Raw genomic sequence first — 19,038 nt, 5'->3', positions numbered from 1 at the left:
CTAGTCCCCTGCTTGCACAACGAATGCGGCACCGGTTTTGGCGCGCAACTCCTCCAGCTCTACTCCCTCGGCCGCCTCTACCAACACCAGTCCGCCATCGGTGACATCGAATACCGCCAGGTCGGTGATGATGCGATCGACCACGCCGACGCCGGTCAATGGCAGGTCGCATTCGTGCAGGATCTTGTGGCTGCCGTCCTTGGCGACGTGCTCCATCAGCACGACAACGCGCTTGACGCCGGCCACCAGGTCCATCGCGCCGCCCATGCCCTTGACCATCTTGCCGGGCACCATCCAGTTGGCCAGGTCGCCGCGCTCGGTCACCTGCATTGCACCGAGAATCGCCAGATCGATGTGCCCGCCGCGGATCATCGCGAACGAGTCGTGGCTGCCGAAATAACTGGCGCCGGCACGTGCGGTGACTGTCTGCTTGCCGGCATTGATCAGGTCCGCATCCACCTCATCCTCGGTGGGAAACGGGCCGATGCCGAGCAGGCCGTTCTCCGATTGCAGCCAGACGTCCACGCCATCGGGAATGTGATTGGCCACCAGCGTCGGCAGGCCGATGCCCAGGTTGACGTAGGCGCCATCGGTCAATTCGCACGCCGCACGTGCGGCCATCTGGTCTCTGGTCCAGGCCATCAATGCTGTCCTTCGCGCACGGTGCGCTGTTCGATGCGTTTTTCCGGGGAGGCGTTGAGCACCAGCCGGTCGACATAGATGCCGGGCAGATGCACCTGATCCGGATCGATCGCGCCCACCTCCACGATCTCCTCGACCTCGGCAACGCAGACGCGGCCGGCCATGGCGCAGGCCGGGTTGAAGTTGCGCGCGGTCTTGCGGAACACCAGATTGCCGGCCGCATCCGCACGCCAGGCCTTGACCAGGGCGACATCGGCCTGCAGCGCGGTTTCCATCACGTACTGCTTGCCGTCGAATTGCCGGGTTTCCTTGCCCTGGGCGACGATGGTGCCGTAGCCGGTTGCGGTATAGAACGCGGGAATTCCCGCACCGCCCGCGCGCAGGCGCTCGGCCAGCGTGCCCTGCGGGTTGAATTCCAGCTCCAATTCGCCGGCCAGGTACTGCCGCTCGAATTCCTTGTTCTCGCCCACGTAGGACGAAATCATCTTGCGGATCTGCCGGGTGGCCAATAATTGACCCAGCCCGAATCCATCGACACCCGCATTGTTGGAGATCACGGTCAATCCGCCGACCCCGCTCTCGCGCACTGCCGCAATCAGCGCTTCCGGGATTCCGCACAATCCGAAGCCGCCGACCGCCAGGGTCTGGCCATCGGCCAGCACCCCATCCAGCGCCGCACCGGCGTCGGCATAGCGTTTGCCGCTTGCCGCACCACGTCCACCATTGCTCATCACCGCCCTCGCCTCGCTGATGTGAAGCAGCCATTCTAGCCGCTGACTGTTCCCTGTCCCCGGTCGCAATTCCGCCACACCCAAGACACGGCGCAGCCGCTAAACTCGGAAATCCCCCACCCCAGGAATTGCCCATGACGCTACCCGCTTTCAAGGCCTACGACATTCGCGGCCGCGTGCCGGATGAACTCAACGAGGACTTGGCGCGCCGCATCGGCGTGGCACTGGCGGCGCAGCTGGAGCAAGGGCCAGTGGTCTTGGGCCATGACGTGCGCCTGGCCAGTCCCGGCCTGCAGGAAGCGCTCTCGGCGGGCCTGCGCGCCAGCGGCCGCGAAGTGATCGACATCGGCCTGTGCGGCACCGAGGAGGTCTATTTCCAGACCGATCACCTCAAGGCGGCCGGCGGCGTGATGGTCACTGCCAGCCATAACCCGATGGACTACAACGGCATGAAGCTGGTCCGCGAGCAGGCGCGACCGATCAGCTCCGACACCGGCCTGTTCGCGATCCGCGACACCGTCGCTGCCGATACCGCTGCACCCGGCGAGCCAACCGCAAGCGAGCAGAGCCGCACCGACAAGACCGCATATCTTGAGCATCTGCTCAGCTACGTGGACCGCAGCACGCTCAAGCCGCTCAAGTTGGTGGTCAACGCCGGCAACGGCGGCGCCGGCCTGATCGTCGACCTGCTTGCACCGCAGCTGCCGTTCGAGTTCGTCCGTGTCTTCCACGAACCCGATGGCAACTTCCCCAACGGCATCCCCAACCCGCTGCTGCCGGAAAACCGCGACGCCACTGCCAGGGCAGTCAAGGAACACGGCGCCGACTTCGGCATCGCCTGGGACGGCGACTTCGATCGCTGCTTCTTCTTCGATCATACCGGCCGCTTCATCGAAGGCTATTACCTGGTCGGCCTGCTGGCCCAGGCGATCCTGGCCAAGCAGCCCGGTGGCAAGGTCGTGCACGACCCGCGCCTGACCTGGAACACCGTCGAGATGGTCGAAGACGCCGGCGGCATCCCGGTGCTGTGCAAGAGCGGCCATGCCTTCATCAAGGAAAAGATGCGCAGCGAAAACGCCGTGTATGGCGGCGAAATGAGTGCGCACCATTATTTCCGCGAGTTCGCCTACGCCGACTCCGGCATGATTCCGTGGTTGTTGATCGCCGAGCTGGTGTCGCAGTCCGGTCGTTCGCTGGCGGATCTGGTCGAAGCGCGCATGGAGAAATTCCCCTGCAGCGGCGAGATCAACTTCAAGGTGGACGACGCCAAGGTGGCGGTTGCCCGCGTGATGGATCACTACGGCGACCAGTCGCCGGAGTTGGATTACACCGACGGCATCAGTGCCGACTTCGGCCAATGGCGCTTCAACCTGCGCAGCTCCAACACCGAGCCGCTACTGCGTCTGAACGTGGAAACGCGCGGCGATGCCGCACTGCTGGAAACGCGTACGCAGGAAATTTCCGATCTGCTGCGCGGCTGATTCACCCCCTCTCCCACCTATAGACGCACTTTGGAGTTTCCCCCGCCCATGAGCGACGTCCTTCCCATCATCCTGTCCGGCGGTTCCGGCACGCGCCTGTGGCCGTTGTCGCGCGAATCCTATCCCAAGCAGTTCCTGCCGCTGGTCGGCGAGCACAGCATGCTGCAGGCCACCTGGCTGCGTTCCGCTCCGATAGCGGCGCATGCACCCATCGTGGTGGCCAACGAAGAGCACCGCTTCATGGCCGCCGAGCAGTTGCAGCAGTTGGGCGTGAAACCGTCGGCCATCCTGCTTGAGCCCAAGGGGCGTAATACCGCACCTGCCATCGCCGTTGCTGCACTGGAAGCGACGCGCAACGGCAGCGACCCGCTGTTGCTGGTGCTGCCGTCCGACCACGTGATTCAGGATGAAGCGGCATTCCAGGCCGCGGTCACCTTGGCTGCGACTGCGGCCGAACAAGGCAAGCTGGTTACCTTCGGCATCAAGCCCACCGCGCCAGAAACCGGCTACGGCTATATCAAGGCAAGCGCGGGTACGGGCGTCAGCGCCGTCGAGCGCTTTGTCGAAAAGCCCGACCTGGCTACCGCGCAAGGCTATCTGGCCAGCGGCGAGTATTACTGGAACAGCGGCATGTTCCTGTTCCGTGCCTCGCGCTACCTGGAGGAGCTACGCAAGTTCCAGCCCGCCATCGCCGATGCGTGCCAGAAGGCATGGGAAGGCGGCAAGCGCGACGCCGACTTTACCCGTCTGGACAAGGATGCATTTGCCTCCAGTCCGTCAGATTCGATCGATTATGCAGTGATGGAGAAGACCGCCGATGCGGTGGTGGTGCCGCTGGATGCCGGCTGGAACGATGTCGGTTCGTGGTCGTCGCTGCTGGACGTCTCCGAGCAGGACGCCCAGGGCAATGCGCACCATGGCGATGTCATCCAGCTGGACTGCCAGAACACCTATGCGTACGGCTCGCGCCTGATCGCCATGGTCGGTCTGGAGAATGTGGTGGTGGTGGAAACCGACGACGCGGTATTGGTCGGACACCGCGACCGCATCCAGGAGGTCAAGGAAGTGGTCAGCCAGATCAAATCGGCCGGACGTTCCGAGGCCACCTGGCACCGCAAGGTCTATCGTCCGTGGGGCGCCTACGATTCGATCGACATGGGCCAGCGTTTCCAGGTCAAGCGTATCACCGTCAAGCCGGGCGCCACGCTCAGCCTGCAAATGCACCACCATCGCGCCGAGCACTGGATCGTGGTGAGCGGCACTGCCGAGGTCACCCGCGGCGAAGAAGTGCTGCTGCTGACCGAAAACCAGAGTACCTACATCCCGCTGGGCGTCACCCATCGCCTCAAAAACCCGGGCAAATTGCCGCTGGAACTGATCGAAGTGCAGTCCGGCAGCTATCTGGGCGAAGACGACATCGTGCGTTTCGAAGACACCTACGGGCGGACCTGATCGGTCGCTTTCAGGACTCTGCAACACATACACAAACAGCCGGGAATTCCCGGCTGTTTGTTTTTGCGGCATCCCTTGGTCGGTGGAAATATCGCCACCGACCAGGGTCGCGGATTTACTGTCTGGTAGCGGCGATTTCGGCAATCACGCGCTGCAGGCCGATCTGCCAGTCCGGCAACACGATGTCGAAATCACGCTGCAGTTTGTCGATCGACAGCCGCGAATATGCCGGCCGCTTTGCGGGCGTCGGGTAGTCGGCGGTCGTGATCGGCACCACGCGCGGTGCGCGCGCCAGCAGGCCTGCGCTGACAGCTTCCTGGAAGATCGCCTCGGCAAAGCCATGCCAGCTGGTCTGCCCTGCAGCCGTGAGGTGCCAGGTACCCGAGGTGTCGGGCCTGCGTTGGCGCAGCAACTGCGCGGTGACTTCGGCAATCAGGGCGGCGGGTGTCGGCGTTCCGACCTGATCGGCCACCACCCGCAGTTCCTCGCGCTCGGCACCGACACGCAACATGGTGCGCAGGAAATTCGCGCCGTGCGAGGCGTACACCCAGGCCGTGCGCAGGATCAGATGCTGTGCGCCCGAAGCGCGGATCGCCTCCTCGCCAGCAAGCTTGGTCTGGCCATACACGCCCAGCGGCGAGGTGCGCGCATCCTCCGGATACGGCGCGGTGCCCTGACCGTCGAAGACGTAGTCGGTCGAATAGTGCACCAACGGCACATTGTTGGATGCACACCATGCCGCGATGATGCCGGGCGACGTCGCATTGGCACGCAATGCACCGTCGCAGTCCTGCTCGGCGCGATCCACTGCGGTGTAGGCGGCGGCATTGACGACGCGGGTCGGGCCGATCCGGTCCAGCAAGGACGTCAGCGTCTGCGGCGCGTCGAAGTCCGCCACCTCGCAGGCACTGCCGTCCGGCAACTGACCGCTGCGCGTGGTGGCCTGCACTGCACCATCGGTTGCCAGTGCGCGCAGCAGCTCGGTGCCGACCTGCCCGTTCGCCCCGAAGACCAAGGTGGTCACGGGGTAAACACCGGCAAGCGATCGACCGCTACGTCGCCCAGGAACGGCGCGTCGGCATCCTTGGCAGACAGCAACGGATCGCTGATCGGCCAGTCGATTCCGATCGCCGCATCGTCCCAGCGCACGCCGGCATCGGCTTCCTTGACATAGACGTCGGTGCACAGATAACTGAACACTGCACGTTCGGACAACACCGCAAAGCCGTGCGCGAAGCCTTCCGGAATCCAGAACTGCTTCTTGTTTTCCGCGCTCAGCACCACCGCCGCCCATTGACCAAAGTGGGGCGAGCCGTGACGCACATCGACGGCGACGTCATAGACCTCGCCCTCCAGCACGCTGACCAACTTGCCCTGCGGACGCGGCCACTGGTAGTGCAGACCGCGCAGCACGCCCTTGGCGGAGGTGGACACATTGCTCTGCACGAAGTGCGTCGGCAAGCCGTGCTGGCCGAAGCGTTCGGCATTCCATGTTTCGAAGAAATAGCCGCGCGCATCGCCGAACACCGCCGGCTCGATGACGACGCAACCTGGTAGACGCGTTTCGATCACTTTCAAGGCACTACTCCTCGTACGGCCAATTCGTGCAGATACCTGCCATAGTCATTCTTCAGCAACGGGGCCGCCAGGCGCTCCAGCTGCTCGGCATCGATCCAGCCCTGACTGAATGCGATTTCTTCCGGGCAGCACACCTGCAGGCCCTGACGCATCTGGATGGTCTCGATGAAATTGGCCGCTTCGTGCAATGACTGATGCGTGCCGGTATCCAGCCAGGCATACCCGCGTCCCAGAGGCTCCAGGTGGAGGTCGCCGGCATCGAGATAGCAGCGGTTGAGATCGGTGATCTCCAGCTCGCCGCGCGGCGAGGGCTTCAAGGCAGCCGCGTAGTCGCCGGCCTTGCCGTCATAGAAATACAGCCCGGTGACCGCGTAGTTGGAACGGGGCTTTTCCGGCTTTTCGGCGATGTCGATGACCTTGCCTTGCTGATCGAATTCGGCAACGCCGTAGCGCTCGGGATCGTTGACCCAGTAACCGAAGACAGTGGCACCCTGCTCACGCGCATCGGCGCGACGCAAGGTGTCGGTCAGGCCATGCCCATGGAAAATATTGTCGCCCAACACCAGGCAACTCGGCTTGCCGTCGACGAACTCGCGCCCGATCAGATAGGCCTGCGCCAGACCGTCCGGGCTGGGCTGCACGGCATACTGGATATTGACGCCCCACTGGGAACCGTCGCCCAGTAGCGACTGGAACAGCGCCTGCTCGTGCGGCGTGTTGATGATCAGAATGTCGCGAATCCCCGCGAGCATCAGCACGCTCAGCGGATAATAGATCATCGGCTTGTCGTACACCGGCAGCAGCTGCTTGCTGACGCCCTTGGTGATCGGGTACAGGCGCGTGCCCGAGCCGCCCGCCAGAATGATGCCTTTACGTTGTGTCATCGGGTATGTCCTGTTGGAGGCCCGCACACGCATGCATGCGCGGGCTCTTGCTAATGGCTTGCGTTAAGCCGCGGCGCCGATCCGTTCCAGACGATAGCTGCCATCCAGCACGCCCTGCACCCAGGCCTGGTTGGTCAGGTACCACTCCACCGTCTGCGCGATACCTTGCTCGAAGGTATACGCCGGCTCCCAGCCCAGGTCGTTCTTCAACTTGGAGGCATCGATCGCGTAGCGACGGTCGTGTCCGGGGCGGTCGGTGACATGGGTGATCTGGCTCGCGCGCGGCTTGCCGTCTTCACGCGGGCGATGCTGATCCAGCAGCGCACAGATCGCCTGCACGACCTCGATGTTCTGGCGCTCGGAGTTGCCGCCCACGTTGTAGGTCTCGCCCACCTTGCCCTTGGCCAGCACGGTGCGGATCGCCTCGCAATGGTCGCTGACGAACAACCAGTCGCGCACCTGTTTGCCGTCGCCGTACACCGGCAACGGCTCGCCTGCCAGCGCCTTGGCGATCACTAGCGGAATGAGCTTTTCCGGGAAATGGTACGGGCCGTAGTTGTTCGAGCAGTTGGTGGTCAGCACCGGCAGCCCGTAGGTGTGGTGAAACGCGCGCACCAGATGATCCGAAGCCGCCTTGGACGCCGAATACGGAGAATTGGGCGCATACGGCGTGGTTTCGGTGAACTTGCCGGTCTCGCCCAGCGTGCCATAGACCTCGTCGGTGGACACATGCAGGAACCGGAAGGCCGCGCGACGCGCGTCCGGCAGCGCTTTCCAGTGGTCGCGCACCGCTTCGAGCAAGGCCAGGGTGCCGACGACGTTGGTCTGGACGAACGCGCCAGGGCCTTCGATCGAGCGATCTACATGGCTTTCTGCGGCGAAGTTAAGCACTGCGTCCGGCTGGTGTTCCTGCAGCAAACGGGTCACGAGCGCGCCGTCGCCGATATCGCCCTTGACGAAGACATGGTCCGGGTTACCCTCCAGCGATGAAAGCGTTTTCAGGTTCCCCGCATAGGTGAGCACGTCGAGATTGATCACGCGGATCCCCCGCGCGACTGCCTCGAGAACGAAATTTCCGCCGATAAAGCCGGCCCCGCCGGTTACTAGCCAAGTCGCCACTGTCTACCCCTCCTGGTCGCGCGCGCACTGCGCTGCGTTTTCAAACCACACAGGATATACGGTCTGAGCAATACCGGGCCTAAGCGGTACCCAAACAATGCGCGGAGGTGTTGCGCCGCAGCATCCATACGCCATCGCATGGTGCGCCCTGCCCGGTTAGAATGACCATACTCCCGAGCCTGCCGCCGCGGCCGGGCCTTCCCGCAACAGCTGAAGGATCTCCTACACGATGAAAATCCTCGTCGCCTACAAGCGCGTGGTGGACTACAACGTCCGCATTCAGGTCAAGCCCGATGGCTCCGGTGTGGTCACCGACGGCGTCAAGCTCTCGCCGAACCCGTTCGACGAAATCGCCCTGGAAGAGGCGTTGCGCCTGCGCGACGCCGGCATCGCCACCGAGGTGGTGGTCGCTACCCTGGCGCCGGCCGATGCTGCGGCGCATCTGCGAAACGGCCTGGCCATGGGCGCCAACCGCGCCATCCACGTGGTCACCGACGCGGCCATCCAGCCGCTGACCGCCGCGCGCACCCTGCTCAAGCTGGTCGAAAAGGAACAGCCGGACCTGGTCATCCTGGGCAAGCAGGCGATCGACGACGATGCCAACCAGACTGGCCAGATGCTGGCTACCCTGTGGGGCCGCCCGCAGGCGACCTTCGCCGGCAAGCTGGTCGTCGCCGATGGCAAGGCCACGGTGACCCGCGAAGTCGATGCCGGCCTGGAGACGCTGGAAGTGGACCTGCCGGCAGTGGTCACCACCGATCTGCGCCTGAACGAGCCGCGCTTCATCAAGTTGCCGGACATCATGAAGGCCAAGAGCAAGCCGCTGGAAACGCTGGCATTTGCCGATCTCGGCGTCGCTGCGCACGATAGCCTGGCCACTACCCACTACGCGCCGCCGTCCAAGCGCAGCCGCGGCGTGATGGTCAAGGACGCCGCCGAGCTGGTGGCCGCACTCAAGCAGAAGGGGTTGCTGTAATGGCCAAGGTTCTCATCGTTGCCGAACATCTCAACGGCCAGCTCAATGCGGCCACTGCCAAGACCCTGAGCGCCGCGCTGGCGGTGTCGGCCGAATCCATCGACATCGTCGTGCTCGCGGCCGATCCTGCCGCGGTTGCGACCCAGGCCGCGCAGCTGGCGGGTGTTGCTCGCGTGCTGACGGTGGCAAACGCCGCCAACGAACATGCCATCGCGCAGGTGCTGGGGCCGCAGATCGCCCAGCTCGCCGGCCAGGGCTACACCCATGTATTCGGCCCCTCGACCACGTTCGGCAAGGACCTGATGCCGGTGGTTGCCGCGCTGCTCGGCGTCAACCAGGTCTCCGACCTGATGGCGGTCGACGATGCCTATACCTTCAAGCGCCCGATCTACGCAGGCAATGCGATCATCACGGTGAAAGCGCCGGCCGACCAGGTCGTGGTCGCCACCGTGCGCAGCGCCTCCTGGCCGGAAGCGGCAGCCGGCGGCAGTGCGACGGTCGAAGCAGTCACCGTCGATGCCGCGCTGCCCACCCATACCCGCTTCGTCGGCCTGGCCGCAGGCAGCTCCGATCGCCCGGACCTGCAGAGCGCCAAGCGCGTGGTCTCCGGCGGCCGCGGCGTCGGCTCGGCCGAGAACTTCCGGCACATCTACAGCTTGGCCGACAAACTCGGCGCCGCCGTGGGCGCCTCGCGCGCCGCCGTGGACGCCGGCTACGTACCGAACGAACTGCAGGTCGGCCAAACCGGCAAGATCATCGCCCCCGAGCTGTACGTGGCGATCGGCATCAGCGGCGCGATCCAGCATCTGACCGGCATCAAGGACGCCGGCACGATCGTGGCGATCAACAAGGACCCGGAATCGCCGATCTTCGAGATTGCCGATATCGGGTTGGTGGGGGATTTGTTCACGCTGCTGCCGGAGCTGGAGGCTGCGCTGGGCTGAGGCCCTTCTGCTGCAATGGATTCACCTTTGCCTCCCAGCATCGACGGTGCCGCAAGATTGCGGCACCGTCTGGATTATCTGGCCGCCTTCGTCCTCCTGCTGTGCGCCGGGTATGTCGCCGTGTTGGTCTGGGTGGACCACGGAAACGGGACCTTTTCGCGGCTGAGCGAGGTCTGGCAGTTGATGTCGCTCGCAATCGTGCCCGTCTCCATCACGTACCTGTTCCGGTACTGGCGGTGGCACTGGCTCCTCCGCCGCAAGGGGCATCATGTACCGGTGTTACCCGGCCTGGCTGGCTATCTGGCGGGCTTTGCCCTGACCGCAACGCCCGGCAAGGCCGGCGAACTGATGCGGATTCGCTATTTCGCGCGCATGGGCATTCCGGCCGAGCGCACGTTGGGCGTCTTCGTCTTCGAGCGCGCGTCCGACCTGCTGGTCATCCTGTCCTTGTCGCTGCTGGCTGCGTCGGTGTTCCCGACCCTGGGCGCCCTGGTGGCCGTCGTGCTGGGATTTGTCTGTGTGCTGTTCGGGGCGGCGGCGTGGCCTGCGCTACTGAATAATCTGGCACGTTTAACCGAGCGCCTTCCCGGCCGCTGGCTGCGACGACTGGCCCATTTCTGCCTCGCGGCGGCGTTGGAGCTGCGTAGCTGCCTGGATCTGCGTGCGTTCGGGCAAAGCATGCTTGCCGGATTCCTCGCCTGGGGACTGACATCGGCTGTCTTCGTTAGCCTGTGCGTTGGCATGGGCTTGCAGCTGGACCCCATGGTCGCGCTCGGTATCTATCCGCTCGCGATGCTGATCGGCGCGCTGTCGTTCGTCCCCGGTGGCGTCGGCACCACCGAACTGGCCATCGTGTTGATGCTCGATCGGCTCGGGGTCTCTACCCCGGAGGCAATTGCGGTCGCCGTCGCGGCGCGTCTGGTCACGCTCTGGTACGCCATTGTCGTCGGCGCGGCGGCCATGCTGATCGCAGAATTTGCATCGCGGGAAGAAGCAGGTTGATCGACTAGGTATAATCGCGGCCCCGCAATGGATCGCCAGGCAGTCGATGTCCGCCCCTACCAGCAGCTCCACCCGTCCGGCTGTTTCGGGGCGCGCACTTTGCGTGGATCTGGATGGCACGCTTTTGAATTCCGACATCCTCTACGAGTCGGTACTGGCTCTGCTGGCGCGAAACCCGCTGTACCTGTTCTTGCTGCCGCTGTGGCTGTTGCGCGGCAAGGCTGCGCTAAAGCGAGAACTTGCCTCCCGCGTCGTCCTGCCTGCAGAGACACTGCCTTACAACGAGCAGGTGCTGGAACTGTTGCGCACCACGACGCAGCGCCCGCGCGTGCTGTGCACGGCGTCCGACGCACTCCTGGTGAGGCCTATTGCAGAGCATCTCGGCCTGTTCGAGCAGGTGATCGCCAGCGATGGCAAACGCAATCTGTCTGGTCGCAACAAGGCAGATGTGCTGGTCGAGGCGTTTGGTCAGGGCAACTTCGATTACGCAGGCAACGGCAGCGTGGATTTGCACGTCTGGGAAAAGGCCGGTGGCGCCTGGGTCGTCAACAATGGCGCCGCACTCGCCAAGGCGGCTGCGCAGCGGACGACCGTGCATGCGCACTGGCCTGCCCCGCCGCGTGCCCGTGCCTGGCTCAAGGCATTGCGCCTGCATCAGTGGCTAAAGAATCTGCTGGTGTTCGTTCCCCTGCTGACCGCGCACCGCTTCCTGGATCTGGAATCGGTGGCGCAATCCACGATTGCGCTGGTGGCGTTCGGGCTATGCGCCTCCGGCGTCTATGTGCTCAACGATCTGCTGGACCTGACGCCTGACCGCCAGCACCCGCGCAAGCGCAAGCGCCCGTTCGCAGCAGGTCGGCTTCCTCTTTTGCAGGGTCTGCTGGTCGCCCCTGCGCTGACCGTTGCCGGCCTCCTGCTGTCACTGACGTGCAGCATCGAATTCACCCTGGTATTGCTTGCCTACTACGTCATGACATTGGCGTATTCGCTACGCTTGAAACGCATCGTAATGATCGACGTCGTGCTGCTGGCAGCGCTCTACACCGTACGCATCATCGGCGGCGCCATGGCGATCGGCGTCGAACTGTCGTTCTGGCTGTTGGCGTTTTCGATGTTCATGTTCCTGTCGCTGGCCCTGCTCAAGCGCTATACCGAACTGCATGCGATGTTGAGCAGCGGCAAGACCAGGGCCAGTGGCCGCGCCTATTCGGTGGAGGATCTCTCGCTGCTGCAATCCATGGGTGCGGCAGCTGGCTACATCGCGGTGATGGTCATGGCGCTGTACATCAACAGCCCCGAGAGTGTGGAGCTATACCGCAATCCCAAGCTGCTGTGGCTGGTGTGTCCGGTGCTGCTGTACTGGGTGAGCCGGGTCTGGATCATCGCCCATCGCGGAGAGATGCATGATGACCCGATCGTGTTCGCTGCCACCGACCGTGTGAGCCAGATCGTTGTGGTGCTGTGCGGATTGTTCGCCCTGAGCGCCATCTGATGGCGGCGGGGCAGTCCTGGGGGCGCTATCCCAGAGCACACCAGACGCTGCTACCGATCCATGATCGCGCGGCAAGCCTGCCGGCATTCGACGGCCGTGCCCTGCCTCGTGGTAATGGGCGCAGTTATGGCGACAGCTGCCTGAACCCGGATGGTGCGCTGCTGTGCGCACGCGGGCTCGATCGATTCATCGCCTTTGATCCAGGTAGTGGCGTCCTGCGCTGTGAGGCGGGGGTCACCCTTGCCGAAATCATCGAGCTGGTGTTGCCGCAAGGCTGGTTTCTGCCAGTGACGCCCGGCACTCGCTACGTTACCGTCGCCGGCGCGATCGCCAACGACGTGCATGGCAAGAACCACCACCGCACCGGCAATTTTGGCCACCATGTGCGCGCATTCGAGCTGCTGCGCAGCGACGGCGAGCGGCGGCTGTGCACCCCGGATGACGCCGATCCCTGGTTTGCGGCCACGGTGGGAGGGCTGGGCCTGACCGGCCTGATCACCTGGGCGGAAATTCAGTTACGCCGTGTCGGCAGTCCCGCGCTGGAAGCAGAGAACATCCGCTTCGGCTCGCTCGACGAATTTTTTGCATTGTCGGCCGCATCGGCCGACAGCCACGAGTACGGCGTGGCATGGATCGATTGCCTGGCAGGCGGCAGGGCGCGCGGACGCGGACACTTCACCCGCGCCGACCACTGCACCGGGCTTGCCGAGGAGCGACCAAAATCTCCAGGCGCAGGCTTGTCCATGCCTGTCACGCCACCGATTTCGCTGGTGAACAAGGTGTCTCTGCGGCCTTTCAACGCGCTTTACTACTGGCGCCAGCCCGCCCTGCACAAACGCTTCGTCAGCCACCTGTTGCCGTTCTTTTACCCACTGGACGGCATCCGTGACTGGAACCGGATGTACGGCCCGTCCGGCTTTCTGCAATATCAATGTGTCTTACCGCCTGCAACTGCGCGGGACGGGGTCGACGCGCTGCTTGCCGAGATCGCACGCAGCGGCAGTGGCTCGTTCCTGGCAGTGCTGAAAGAGTTCGGCAACATGCCTTCCATCGGCATGCTGTCTTTCCCAAGGCCGGGGACGACGTTGGCGCTGGACTTCCCCAATACCGGCCCTGACGTCCTCCGCCTGCTTGAGCGACTGGACCGCATCGTCGACGAGGCAGGCGGTGCTCTGTACCCTGCCAAGGACGCACGTATGGCAGCGCAGTCGTTTCAGCGCGCCTATGGCCGCTGGCGCGAGTTCGGCAGCTATCTCGATCCACGTTTTTCTTCCGGCTTCTGGCGCCGGGTCACGGAGTAGACATGCAACGCGTCCTCATCATCGGTGCCACCTCGGCCATCGCCGAAGCAACCGCCCGACGCTACGCCGCACGCGGGGCGGCCATCCATCTGCTCGGCCGACAGGCAGGCCGCCTGGAGACGATCGCGGCGGACCTGACCACACGCGGAGCCAAGACCAGCACCGGCGTACTCGACGTCAACGACAGTCAACATCATGGCGAAATACTAAACGGTGCCTGGGCGGCGCTGGGTGGCGTTGATGTCGTGCTGATCGCACATGGCACGTTGCCCGATCAAGCAGCATGCAACGCATCGGTCGAGCTGTCGCTACACGAGTTTGCTACCAACGGCACGTCCACGATCGCGTTATGCGCGGCGATTGTGCCGCGACTGACGTCGGGCGCCACGCTTGCAGTCATTTCTTCGGTGGCGGGAGACCGCGGCCGAGCCAGCAACTACCTCTATGGCAGCGCCAAGGCGGCTGTGACTGCATACCTGAGCGGCCTGGGCCAGCGCCTGCGCCCGGAGGGCATCAACGTGCTCACGATCAAGCCCGGCTTCGTCGACACACCCATGACCGCGGCTTTCAAGAAGGGCGCGCTGTGGGCAAAGCCGGACCAGATCGCCAAGGAAATCCTCGGTGCAGTGGACAAGCGTCGCGCTGTGGCCTATCTGCCAGCATTTTGGTGGGCCATCATGCTAGCGATCAAGAACATACCCGAATTCGTTTTCCGCAGGATCAAGCTCTGACATGACCGACAAACACGCCAAAATTGTCATCACCGGTGCCGCAGGGCTAGTCGGCCAGAATCTGATCGTCGAGCTCGAACAGCAGGGCTACGCCCAACTGGTGGCAATCGACAAACATGCGCACAACCTGCAGATTCTGCGCGAGCTGCATCCTGCCGTGCGCGTCGTGCATGCGGACCTGGCCGAACCGGGCGAATGGGCCCGCGAGTTCGAAGGTGCGGCCTGCGTCGCTCAATTGCATGCACAGATCACCGGCAAAACCACCGAGCTTTTCACCCGCAACAATCTGGTTGCCACCTCGCACGTGCTCGACGCCTGCAAAGCGGCCGATGTGCCCTTTGTGGTCCACATCAGTTCGTCGGTGGTGAATTCGGTCGCTGTGGATGATTACACCAACACCAAGCGCTCCCAGGAGGAGATGGTGGTGAACAGCGGCTTGCGTCATTGCGTATTGCGGCCAACGCTGATGTTTGGCTGGTTCGATCCAAAGCATCTGGGCTGGCTGTCGCGCTTCATGGCCAAGACCCCCGTCTTTCCGATCCCGGGTGATGGCAAGTTCATGCGTCAACCGCTCTACGAACGCGATTTCTGCCGCTGCATTGCCAAATGCATTGAGCGCGAACCCAACGGCGAGGTCTACGACATCGTCGGTGATACCCGGGTCGATTATGTCGACATCATCAAGACCATCAAGCGGGTCAAACGCCTGCATACGCTGATCGTGCATATTCCTATCGGTTTCTTTGCCTTCCTTCTGCGCGTGTATTCGCTCTTTAGCAAGAAACCCCCATTCACGGCCGACCAGCTCAAGGCGCTCAGCGCCGGCGATGACTTCAAAGGCGTCGATACCGAGAAAGTCTTCGGCGTGCGCCAGACGCCATTCGAGGACGCGATCCGCGAAAGTTATACCGACCCGCGCTATAGCCACATCGTGCTTAAGCGCTGAACTGTCACCACGAGATAAACACATGAGCTCATTCGCGATCGTCGGCAGCGGCCCCATGGGCCTGATGGCTGCCATGGAACTACTGAAGAAAGGTCATCAGGTCGATGTATACGAACGCGACGACCGTATCGGTGGCATGTCCGCCGATTTCGATTTCGACGGCCTGCGCATCGAACGCTACTACCACTTCATCTGCAAGACCGATTTCCCACTGTTCAAGCTGCTCGAGGAGCTGAAGCTGTCAGACCGCCTGCACTGGACCGACACCAAGATGGGTTACTACTACCAGGGCAAGCTGCACAAATGGGGAACGCCGTTCGCGCTGCTCGGTTTCCCGCACCTGGGACTGGTCGACAAGATTCGCTACGCCCTGCACGTCATGCACACCAAGGGTATCAGCGACTGGACATCGCTCGACAAGGAGAATGCACGCGACTGGATCACCCGATGGATCGGCCCGAAAGCCTACAAGGTGATGTGGGAGAAGGCATTCGCGCTGAAGTTCTTCGAGTACCAGAATGACCTGTCCGCCTCGTGGATCGGCACCCGTATCAAGCGCGTGGCGTTGTCGCGGCGTAATCTTCTTAACGAGAGCATGGGCTATCTGGAAGGCGGCTCGGCCGTTCTGCTGGAACGCATGGCGGCAGAAGTTGCGCGCCTGGGCGGTCGCATCCTGCTGTCGCAACCGATCGAGGAGGTCGCCTCGGCCGACGGCCAGGTCACCGGCATCCGCACCCGCGACGGCCACCATGCCTACGACGGCGTCGTGTCGACCGCACCGATCCAGTACGTGCCCGGCATGGTTCCCGGCCTGCCCAAGACGTTTGCCGACCAAGTCGGCGCGATCGAGAACATTCCGGTCGCCTGCGTGATCCTGAAGCTGTCCAGGCCGGTCAGCGAAAACTTCTGGATGAACATCAGCGACGACCGGATCGCCATTCCCGGCCTGATCGAGTACAGCAACCTCAACCCCGGCAAGGGCCCCGGCGAGCACATCGTGTACGCGCCCTACTACATGCCCAAGTCCCACCCGAAGTGGCAGTGGAGCAATCAGCAGTTGATCGACGAGGTCATCAGCTATTTGCCGATGATCAACCCGGATTTCAAGCCGGAGTGGATTCGCGCAACCCATTGCCACCGTTACGAGTACGCGCAGACCATCTGTCCACCAGGCTTCCAGGACATGCTGCCGCCGATGAAGACGCCGCTTCGCGGCTTCTTCATGGCCGATACCGCGTACTACTACCCGGAAGACAGGTCGATCAACGAAAGCGTGGCGGTCGGGCAGACGCTGGCAGCCGAGGCCGCAGCCGGATGAGGCACCGGCAGGTTCTACTCTTCCTGATTGCGGGCGGCTTGGCGGCACTAGCCAATTTCGGATCGAGAATCCTATTGGGCAAAAGCATGCCCTATGTGCCGTCCATCATCGTGGCCTATGTCATCGGCATGACTACCGCGTTCGTGCTCAATCGTGCATTCGTATTTACGGAAGCGACAAACTCCGCCCGCAGCCAGGTCTTCTGGTTCACGGTGGTGAATCTATTGGCCGTTGTTCAGACCGTGTTGATCAGCCTATTGATGGCTCGCATCGTGTTACCGGCCCTGGATATCGACCGCTACGCCGACACCATCGCCCACGCCTTCGGCGTGGCCGTCCCGGTCATTACCAGCTTCATTGGGCACAAATATCTGTCTTTCCGCCACACCCCGGCGTGATCTGGAGCGTGCGCAGAGATCGCAATCCAGTCTTCCGCCTCATCGACGTCATTCTTAGGGAACCACGCAAAAAGCATTGACCGACGCTATTCCCGCTTCGAGATCGCCCTTTCCGGGGGTATCGACGGCCAGGTCCAGCACCTTTCCGGTCTCCCACGGGAGTGCCAGGTAGCCTGTGTCTGAGCCCGCGCGTACGGTGTATTGCTGTCGCCCATGGTTGTCATCGCTCCAGGCGGCGCTAAGCGTCCCGTTCGCCTTGTTCTTGAGCACGACTTCCAGCCCCAACGTCTGCGTCCCGGGTGCGCATCCTATCAACGTGCCGCGCAGCGCCCATTGCCCTTTGCCGTATCGGACCAGGGCACCCGGCTCTATCTTGCGGGCAAGAGCCTTGTGATGCGGATCCCGCGCGGCTTCCGCCTCATAACCGAACTGATGACCGTCAAAGCGAGGGTTGATTGGGATTACGACCCCCTCATGCGCGGCGGCAAAATCCACATAACTTTCGTAGCCATAGTCAAAGCGATCGATCGCACGGAACTCCTGGTAATCCACCACCAGCAGCGCAACAAGCATGATCGCGCTCGCAAACGCATGGCGATTGCCGATCAGTGCTGCGGAAATGACGATCAGAAAATATGGAATGACGAAGTATCTGGCACCGGCACCAAGCGGGGACGCCATCTCCGGATCCTGACGTACGGCGTACAGCCCCGCCAGCATGAAGAATCCCGATGCGATCAGGAGTAGGACCGTGGCTTTGGAGTCGCGATCGCGCGCTTCGCCGGCGATGATCCGGCTTATCAGCAAAGACGCGAACACTGCCCAGAAGACGATGGATGCAATGAGCGAGACCCTACCCTGTGCCCCGAAGGTGACAAAGGTCACGAAGGCGCTGCCCCAGGCCCCAGGTTCCTTGCTCGTCTGAACGCCCAACCTGTCGGACGCAACAAAGTAAGAGAGCTGCACCAGCGCGCAGACAACTACAATCACATCCACCCTCTGCCGAGGATACGCATCACGAAAGAATGCGATACGCAGAAGTATCAGCGGAAGCAGGATGATCGAGAACGGCCCCGTCAGCGACGCGATCGCAACAAAGATGGTTTCCGACAACACCGGCTTGCGCGAGGTCGGCATGAGCACCAGTATCGCCAGCGCCGCCCCAAGATGCCATTGCACGTTCGTGATCGTGAAAAGCGTCTCCCCGCTCGTGGGGGCCAGGGCGCCTGTCAGGACCGCGGCCAGCGCCACCACCGCCTTGATTCCGGTCAACCTGAGTGCACGAACAACGAACAGGGCAGCGGCCAAATATCCGGCCACCCAGCCGCCCAGCATCACATACGGGACGAGCCGCGGTCCGGACTGCGAGGCGAGATAGGCAACGGATCGTGCATACAGATGCAGGTAACCCGCATAGGGTTCTAGAACGGCGGCCAGTCCGTGTTCAATTGCCCCTGCCAGAAACACCTGGCCATCTTCAGCCCACAGAAGCTTTCCTGGAACTCCAGAAAAACCGTTCAGCCGGAGAGACACCACCAGGAGACTGAGCGTGCAGACGATCAACACGAAGATCAGACGGCGGGACTTCTCTGCTGCGAACAAATGACGGGTCATGCGTTTCTGCTTGAAGGAGCCTCCCGCCGGCTGGCGGGAAGCGATGGCCAGGCTTTAGAAGTTATTGCTTGGGAGCGCCCAAAGCCTCCGGATCTTCCGGAATCGCCTGCAGGGCGTCGGCGGAGATCTCGATCACCTCTTCCGGCTTCAGCCCCTGGGTCGCAAGCCAGCTGGCGTCGACGATCCAATGACGCTTGCCATCCTTTACATAGAACCACCCATCTTCCTTGCTACCGTCGACGGGCGCGCGCCTGACGACCTTGCCCTCATAGGGGCTGACAGGCGTACTTGCAGCTGGAGCCTGGGCCTCAGCAGGCGTCGCTGCCGGTTGGTCTGCGCTTGCTGCATCGGCGCCCGGCCGCTTGCCGCAACCCGCAAGTGCACCCATCACCACAAGCGAAAATGCCAGCACGTGAATTCTTTTCATTA

The 19,038-nt window shown here is 63.0% G+C and carries 19 protein-coding genes; 11 read left to right on the top strand and 8 right to left on the bottom strand.

The window, feature by feature from the left end:
• A complete protein-coding gene (locus FHT09_RS01525) occupies window positions 1-642 on the bottom strand; it encodes a CoA transferase subunit B (RefSeq protein ID WP_184416825.1) in 642 nt (213 codons plus the stop codon).
• Window positions 642-1,373, bottom strand: a complete 732-nt coding sequence (locus tag FHT09_RS01520; RefSeq protein ID WP_184416823.1) for a CoA transferase subunit A — start codon at window positions 1,371-1,373, stop codon at window positions 642-644. The genes FHT09_RS01525 and FHT09_RS01520 overlap by 1 nt, the downstream gene beginning before the upstream one ends.
• 134 nt (window positions 1,374-1,507) lie before the next feature.
• Here FHT09_RS01520 and FHT09_RS01515 point away from each other — a divergent pair, with 134 nt between their 5' ends.
• Window positions 1,508-2,854, top strand: a complete 1,347-nt coding sequence (locus tag FHT09_RS01515; RefSeq protein WP_104605897.1) for a phosphomannomutase — start codon at window positions 1,508-1,510, stop codon at window positions 2,852-2,854.
• 48 nt (window positions 2,855-2,902) lie between these two features.
• A complete protein-coding gene (locus tag FHT09_RS01510) occupies window positions 2,903-4,306 on the top strand; it encodes a mannose-1-phosphate guanylyltransferase/mannose-6-phosphate isomerase (RefSeq protein WP_104605898.1) in 1,404 nt (467 codons plus the stop codon).
• A gap of 115 nt (window positions 4,307-4,421) precedes the next feature.
• Here the strand turns inward: FHT09_RS01510 and rfbD are convergent, their stop codons facing one another.
• The 4 genes from rfbD to rfbB form a co-directional block, all read right to left on the bottom strand.
• Complete coding sequence (gene rfbD, locus FHT09_RS01505) at window positions 4,422-5,330, bottom strand: dTDP-4-dehydrorhamnose reductase (protein ID WP_104605899.1); 909 nt, start codon at window positions 5,328-5,330, stop codon at window positions 4,422-4,424.
• Window positions 5,327-5,884 (bottom strand): dTDP-4-dehydrorhamnose 3,5-epimerase, encoded by a 558-nt coding sequence (gene rfbC / locus FHT09_RS01500; protein ID WP_104605900.1) that lies wholly within the window; start codon window positions 5,882-5,884, stop codon window positions 5,327-5,329. The genes rfbD and rfbC overlap by 4 nt, the downstream gene beginning before the upstream one ends.
• Window positions 5,881-6,768: a glucose-1-phosphate thymidylyltransferase RfbA gene (gene rfbA, locus FHT09_RS01495; RefSeq protein WP_104605901.1), complete on the bottom strand. Its 888-nt coding sequence runs from the start codon at window positions 6,766-6,768 to the stop codon at window positions 5,881-5,883. Before rfbA ends, rfbC begins: the two co-directional genes overlap by 4 nt.
• A 63-nt stretch (window positions 6,769-6,831) precedes the next feature.
• Window positions 6,832-7,887 carry a dTDP-glucose 4,6-dehydratase gene (gene rfbB / locus FHT09_RS01490; protein WP_104605902.1) on the bottom strand — a complete coding sequence of 352 codons (1,056 nt, stop codon included), beginning with the start codon at window positions 7,885-7,887 and terminating at the stop codon, window positions 6,832-6,834.
• Between the two features lie 229 nt (window positions 7,888-8,116).
• Between rfbB and FHT09_RS01485 the strand changes: the two genes are divergently transcribed.
• The 9 genes from FHT09_RS01485 (at window position 8,117) to FHT09_RS01445 (ending at window position 16,995) form a co-directional block, all read left to right on the top strand.
• The gene (locus FHT09_RS01485) at window positions 8,117-8,863 is read left to right on the top strand and encodes an electron transfer flavoprotein subunit beta/FixA family protein (protein WP_104536331.1); all 747 of its coding nucleotides are present in this window, start codon (window positions 8,117-8,119) and stop codon (window positions 8,861-8,863) included.
• Window positions 8,863-9,807, top strand: coding sequence for an electron transfer flavoprotein subunit alpha/FixB family protein (locus tag FHT09_RS01480; RefSeq protein WP_104605903.1), 945 nt, complete (start codon window positions 8,863-8,865; stop codon window positions 9,805-9,807). Before FHT09_RS01485 ends, FHT09_RS01480 begins: the two co-directional genes overlap by 1 nt.
• A gap of 15 nt (window positions 9,808-9,822) precedes the next feature.
• Window positions 9,823-10,809: a lysylphosphatidylglycerol synthase transmembrane domain-containing protein gene (locus FHT09_RS01475; protein ID WP_104605904.1), complete on the top strand. Its 987-nt coding sequence runs from the start codon at window positions 9,823-9,825 to the stop codon at window positions 10,807-10,809.
• A 103-nt stretch (window positions 10,810-10,912) separates the two neighbouring features.
• A complete protein-coding gene (locus FHT09_RS01470; RefSeq protein WP_104605905.1) occupies window positions 10,913-12,301 on the top strand; it encodes a UbiA family prenyltransferase in 1,389 nt (462 codons plus the stop codon).
• On the top strand, window positions 12,301-13,602 hold the full coding sequence (locus FHT09_RS01465; RefSeq protein WP_104605906.1) for an FAD-binding oxidoreductase: 1,302 nt from the start codon (window positions 12,301-12,303) through the stop codon (window positions 13,600-13,602). Before FHT09_RS01470 ends, FHT09_RS01465 begins: the two co-directional genes overlap by 1 nt.
• Window positions 13,603-13,604: 2 nt before the next feature.
• Window positions 13,605-14,333, top strand: a complete 729-nt coding sequence (locus FHT09_RS01460) for an SDR family oxidoreductase (protein WP_104605907.1) — start codon at window positions 13,605-13,607, stop codon at window positions 14,331-14,333.
• A gap of 1 nt (window position 14,334) precedes the next feature.
• Window positions 14,335-15,279, top strand: coding sequence for an NAD-dependent epimerase/dehydratase family protein (locus FHT09_RS01455; protein ID WP_104605908.1), 945 nt, complete (start codon window positions 14,335-14,337; stop codon window positions 15,277-15,279).
• A 22-nt stretch (window positions 15,280-15,301) separates the two neighbouring features.
• A complete protein-coding gene (locus FHT09_RS01450) occupies window positions 15,302-16,597 on the top strand; it encodes an NAD(P)/FAD-dependent oxidoreductase (protein ID WP_104605909.1) in 1,296 nt (431 codons plus the stop codon).
• Complete coding sequence (locus tag FHT09_RS01445) at window positions 16,594-16,995, top strand: GtrA family protein (protein WP_104605910.1); 402 nt, start codon at window positions 16,594-16,596, stop codon at window positions 16,993-16,995. The genes FHT09_RS01450 and FHT09_RS01445 overlap by 4 nt, the downstream gene beginning before the upstream one ends.
• 54 nt (window positions 16,996-17,049) lie before the next feature.
• Here FHT09_RS01445 and FHT09_RS01440 read toward each other — a convergent pair whose 3' ends face one another.
• The gene (locus tag FHT09_RS01440; protein ID WP_104605911.1) at window positions 17,050-18,609 is read right to left on the bottom strand and encodes a hypothetical protein; all 1,560 of its coding nucleotides are present in this window, start codon (window positions 18,607-18,609) and stop codon (window positions 17,050-17,052) included.
• Window positions 18,610-18,670: 61 nt separating this feature from the next.
• Complete coding sequence (locus FHT09_RS01435; protein ID WP_146096476.1) at window positions 18,671-19,036, bottom strand: hypothetical protein; 366 nt, start codon at window positions 19,034-19,036, stop codon at window positions 18,671-18,673.
• Window positions 19,037-19,038 lie beyond the last annotated feature (2 nt).

It is taken from the genome of Xanthomonas sp. CFBP 8152 (assembly GCF_014199025.1).
GTDB classification, from domain to species: domain Bacteria; phylum Pseudomonadota; class Gammaproteobacteria; order Xanthomonadales; family Xanthomonadaceae; genus Xanthomonas; species Xanthomonas arboricola_B.
The sequence above is the reverse complement of the archived record's forward strand: the minus strand, read 5'-3'. Positions and strand labels throughout refer to the sequence as shown.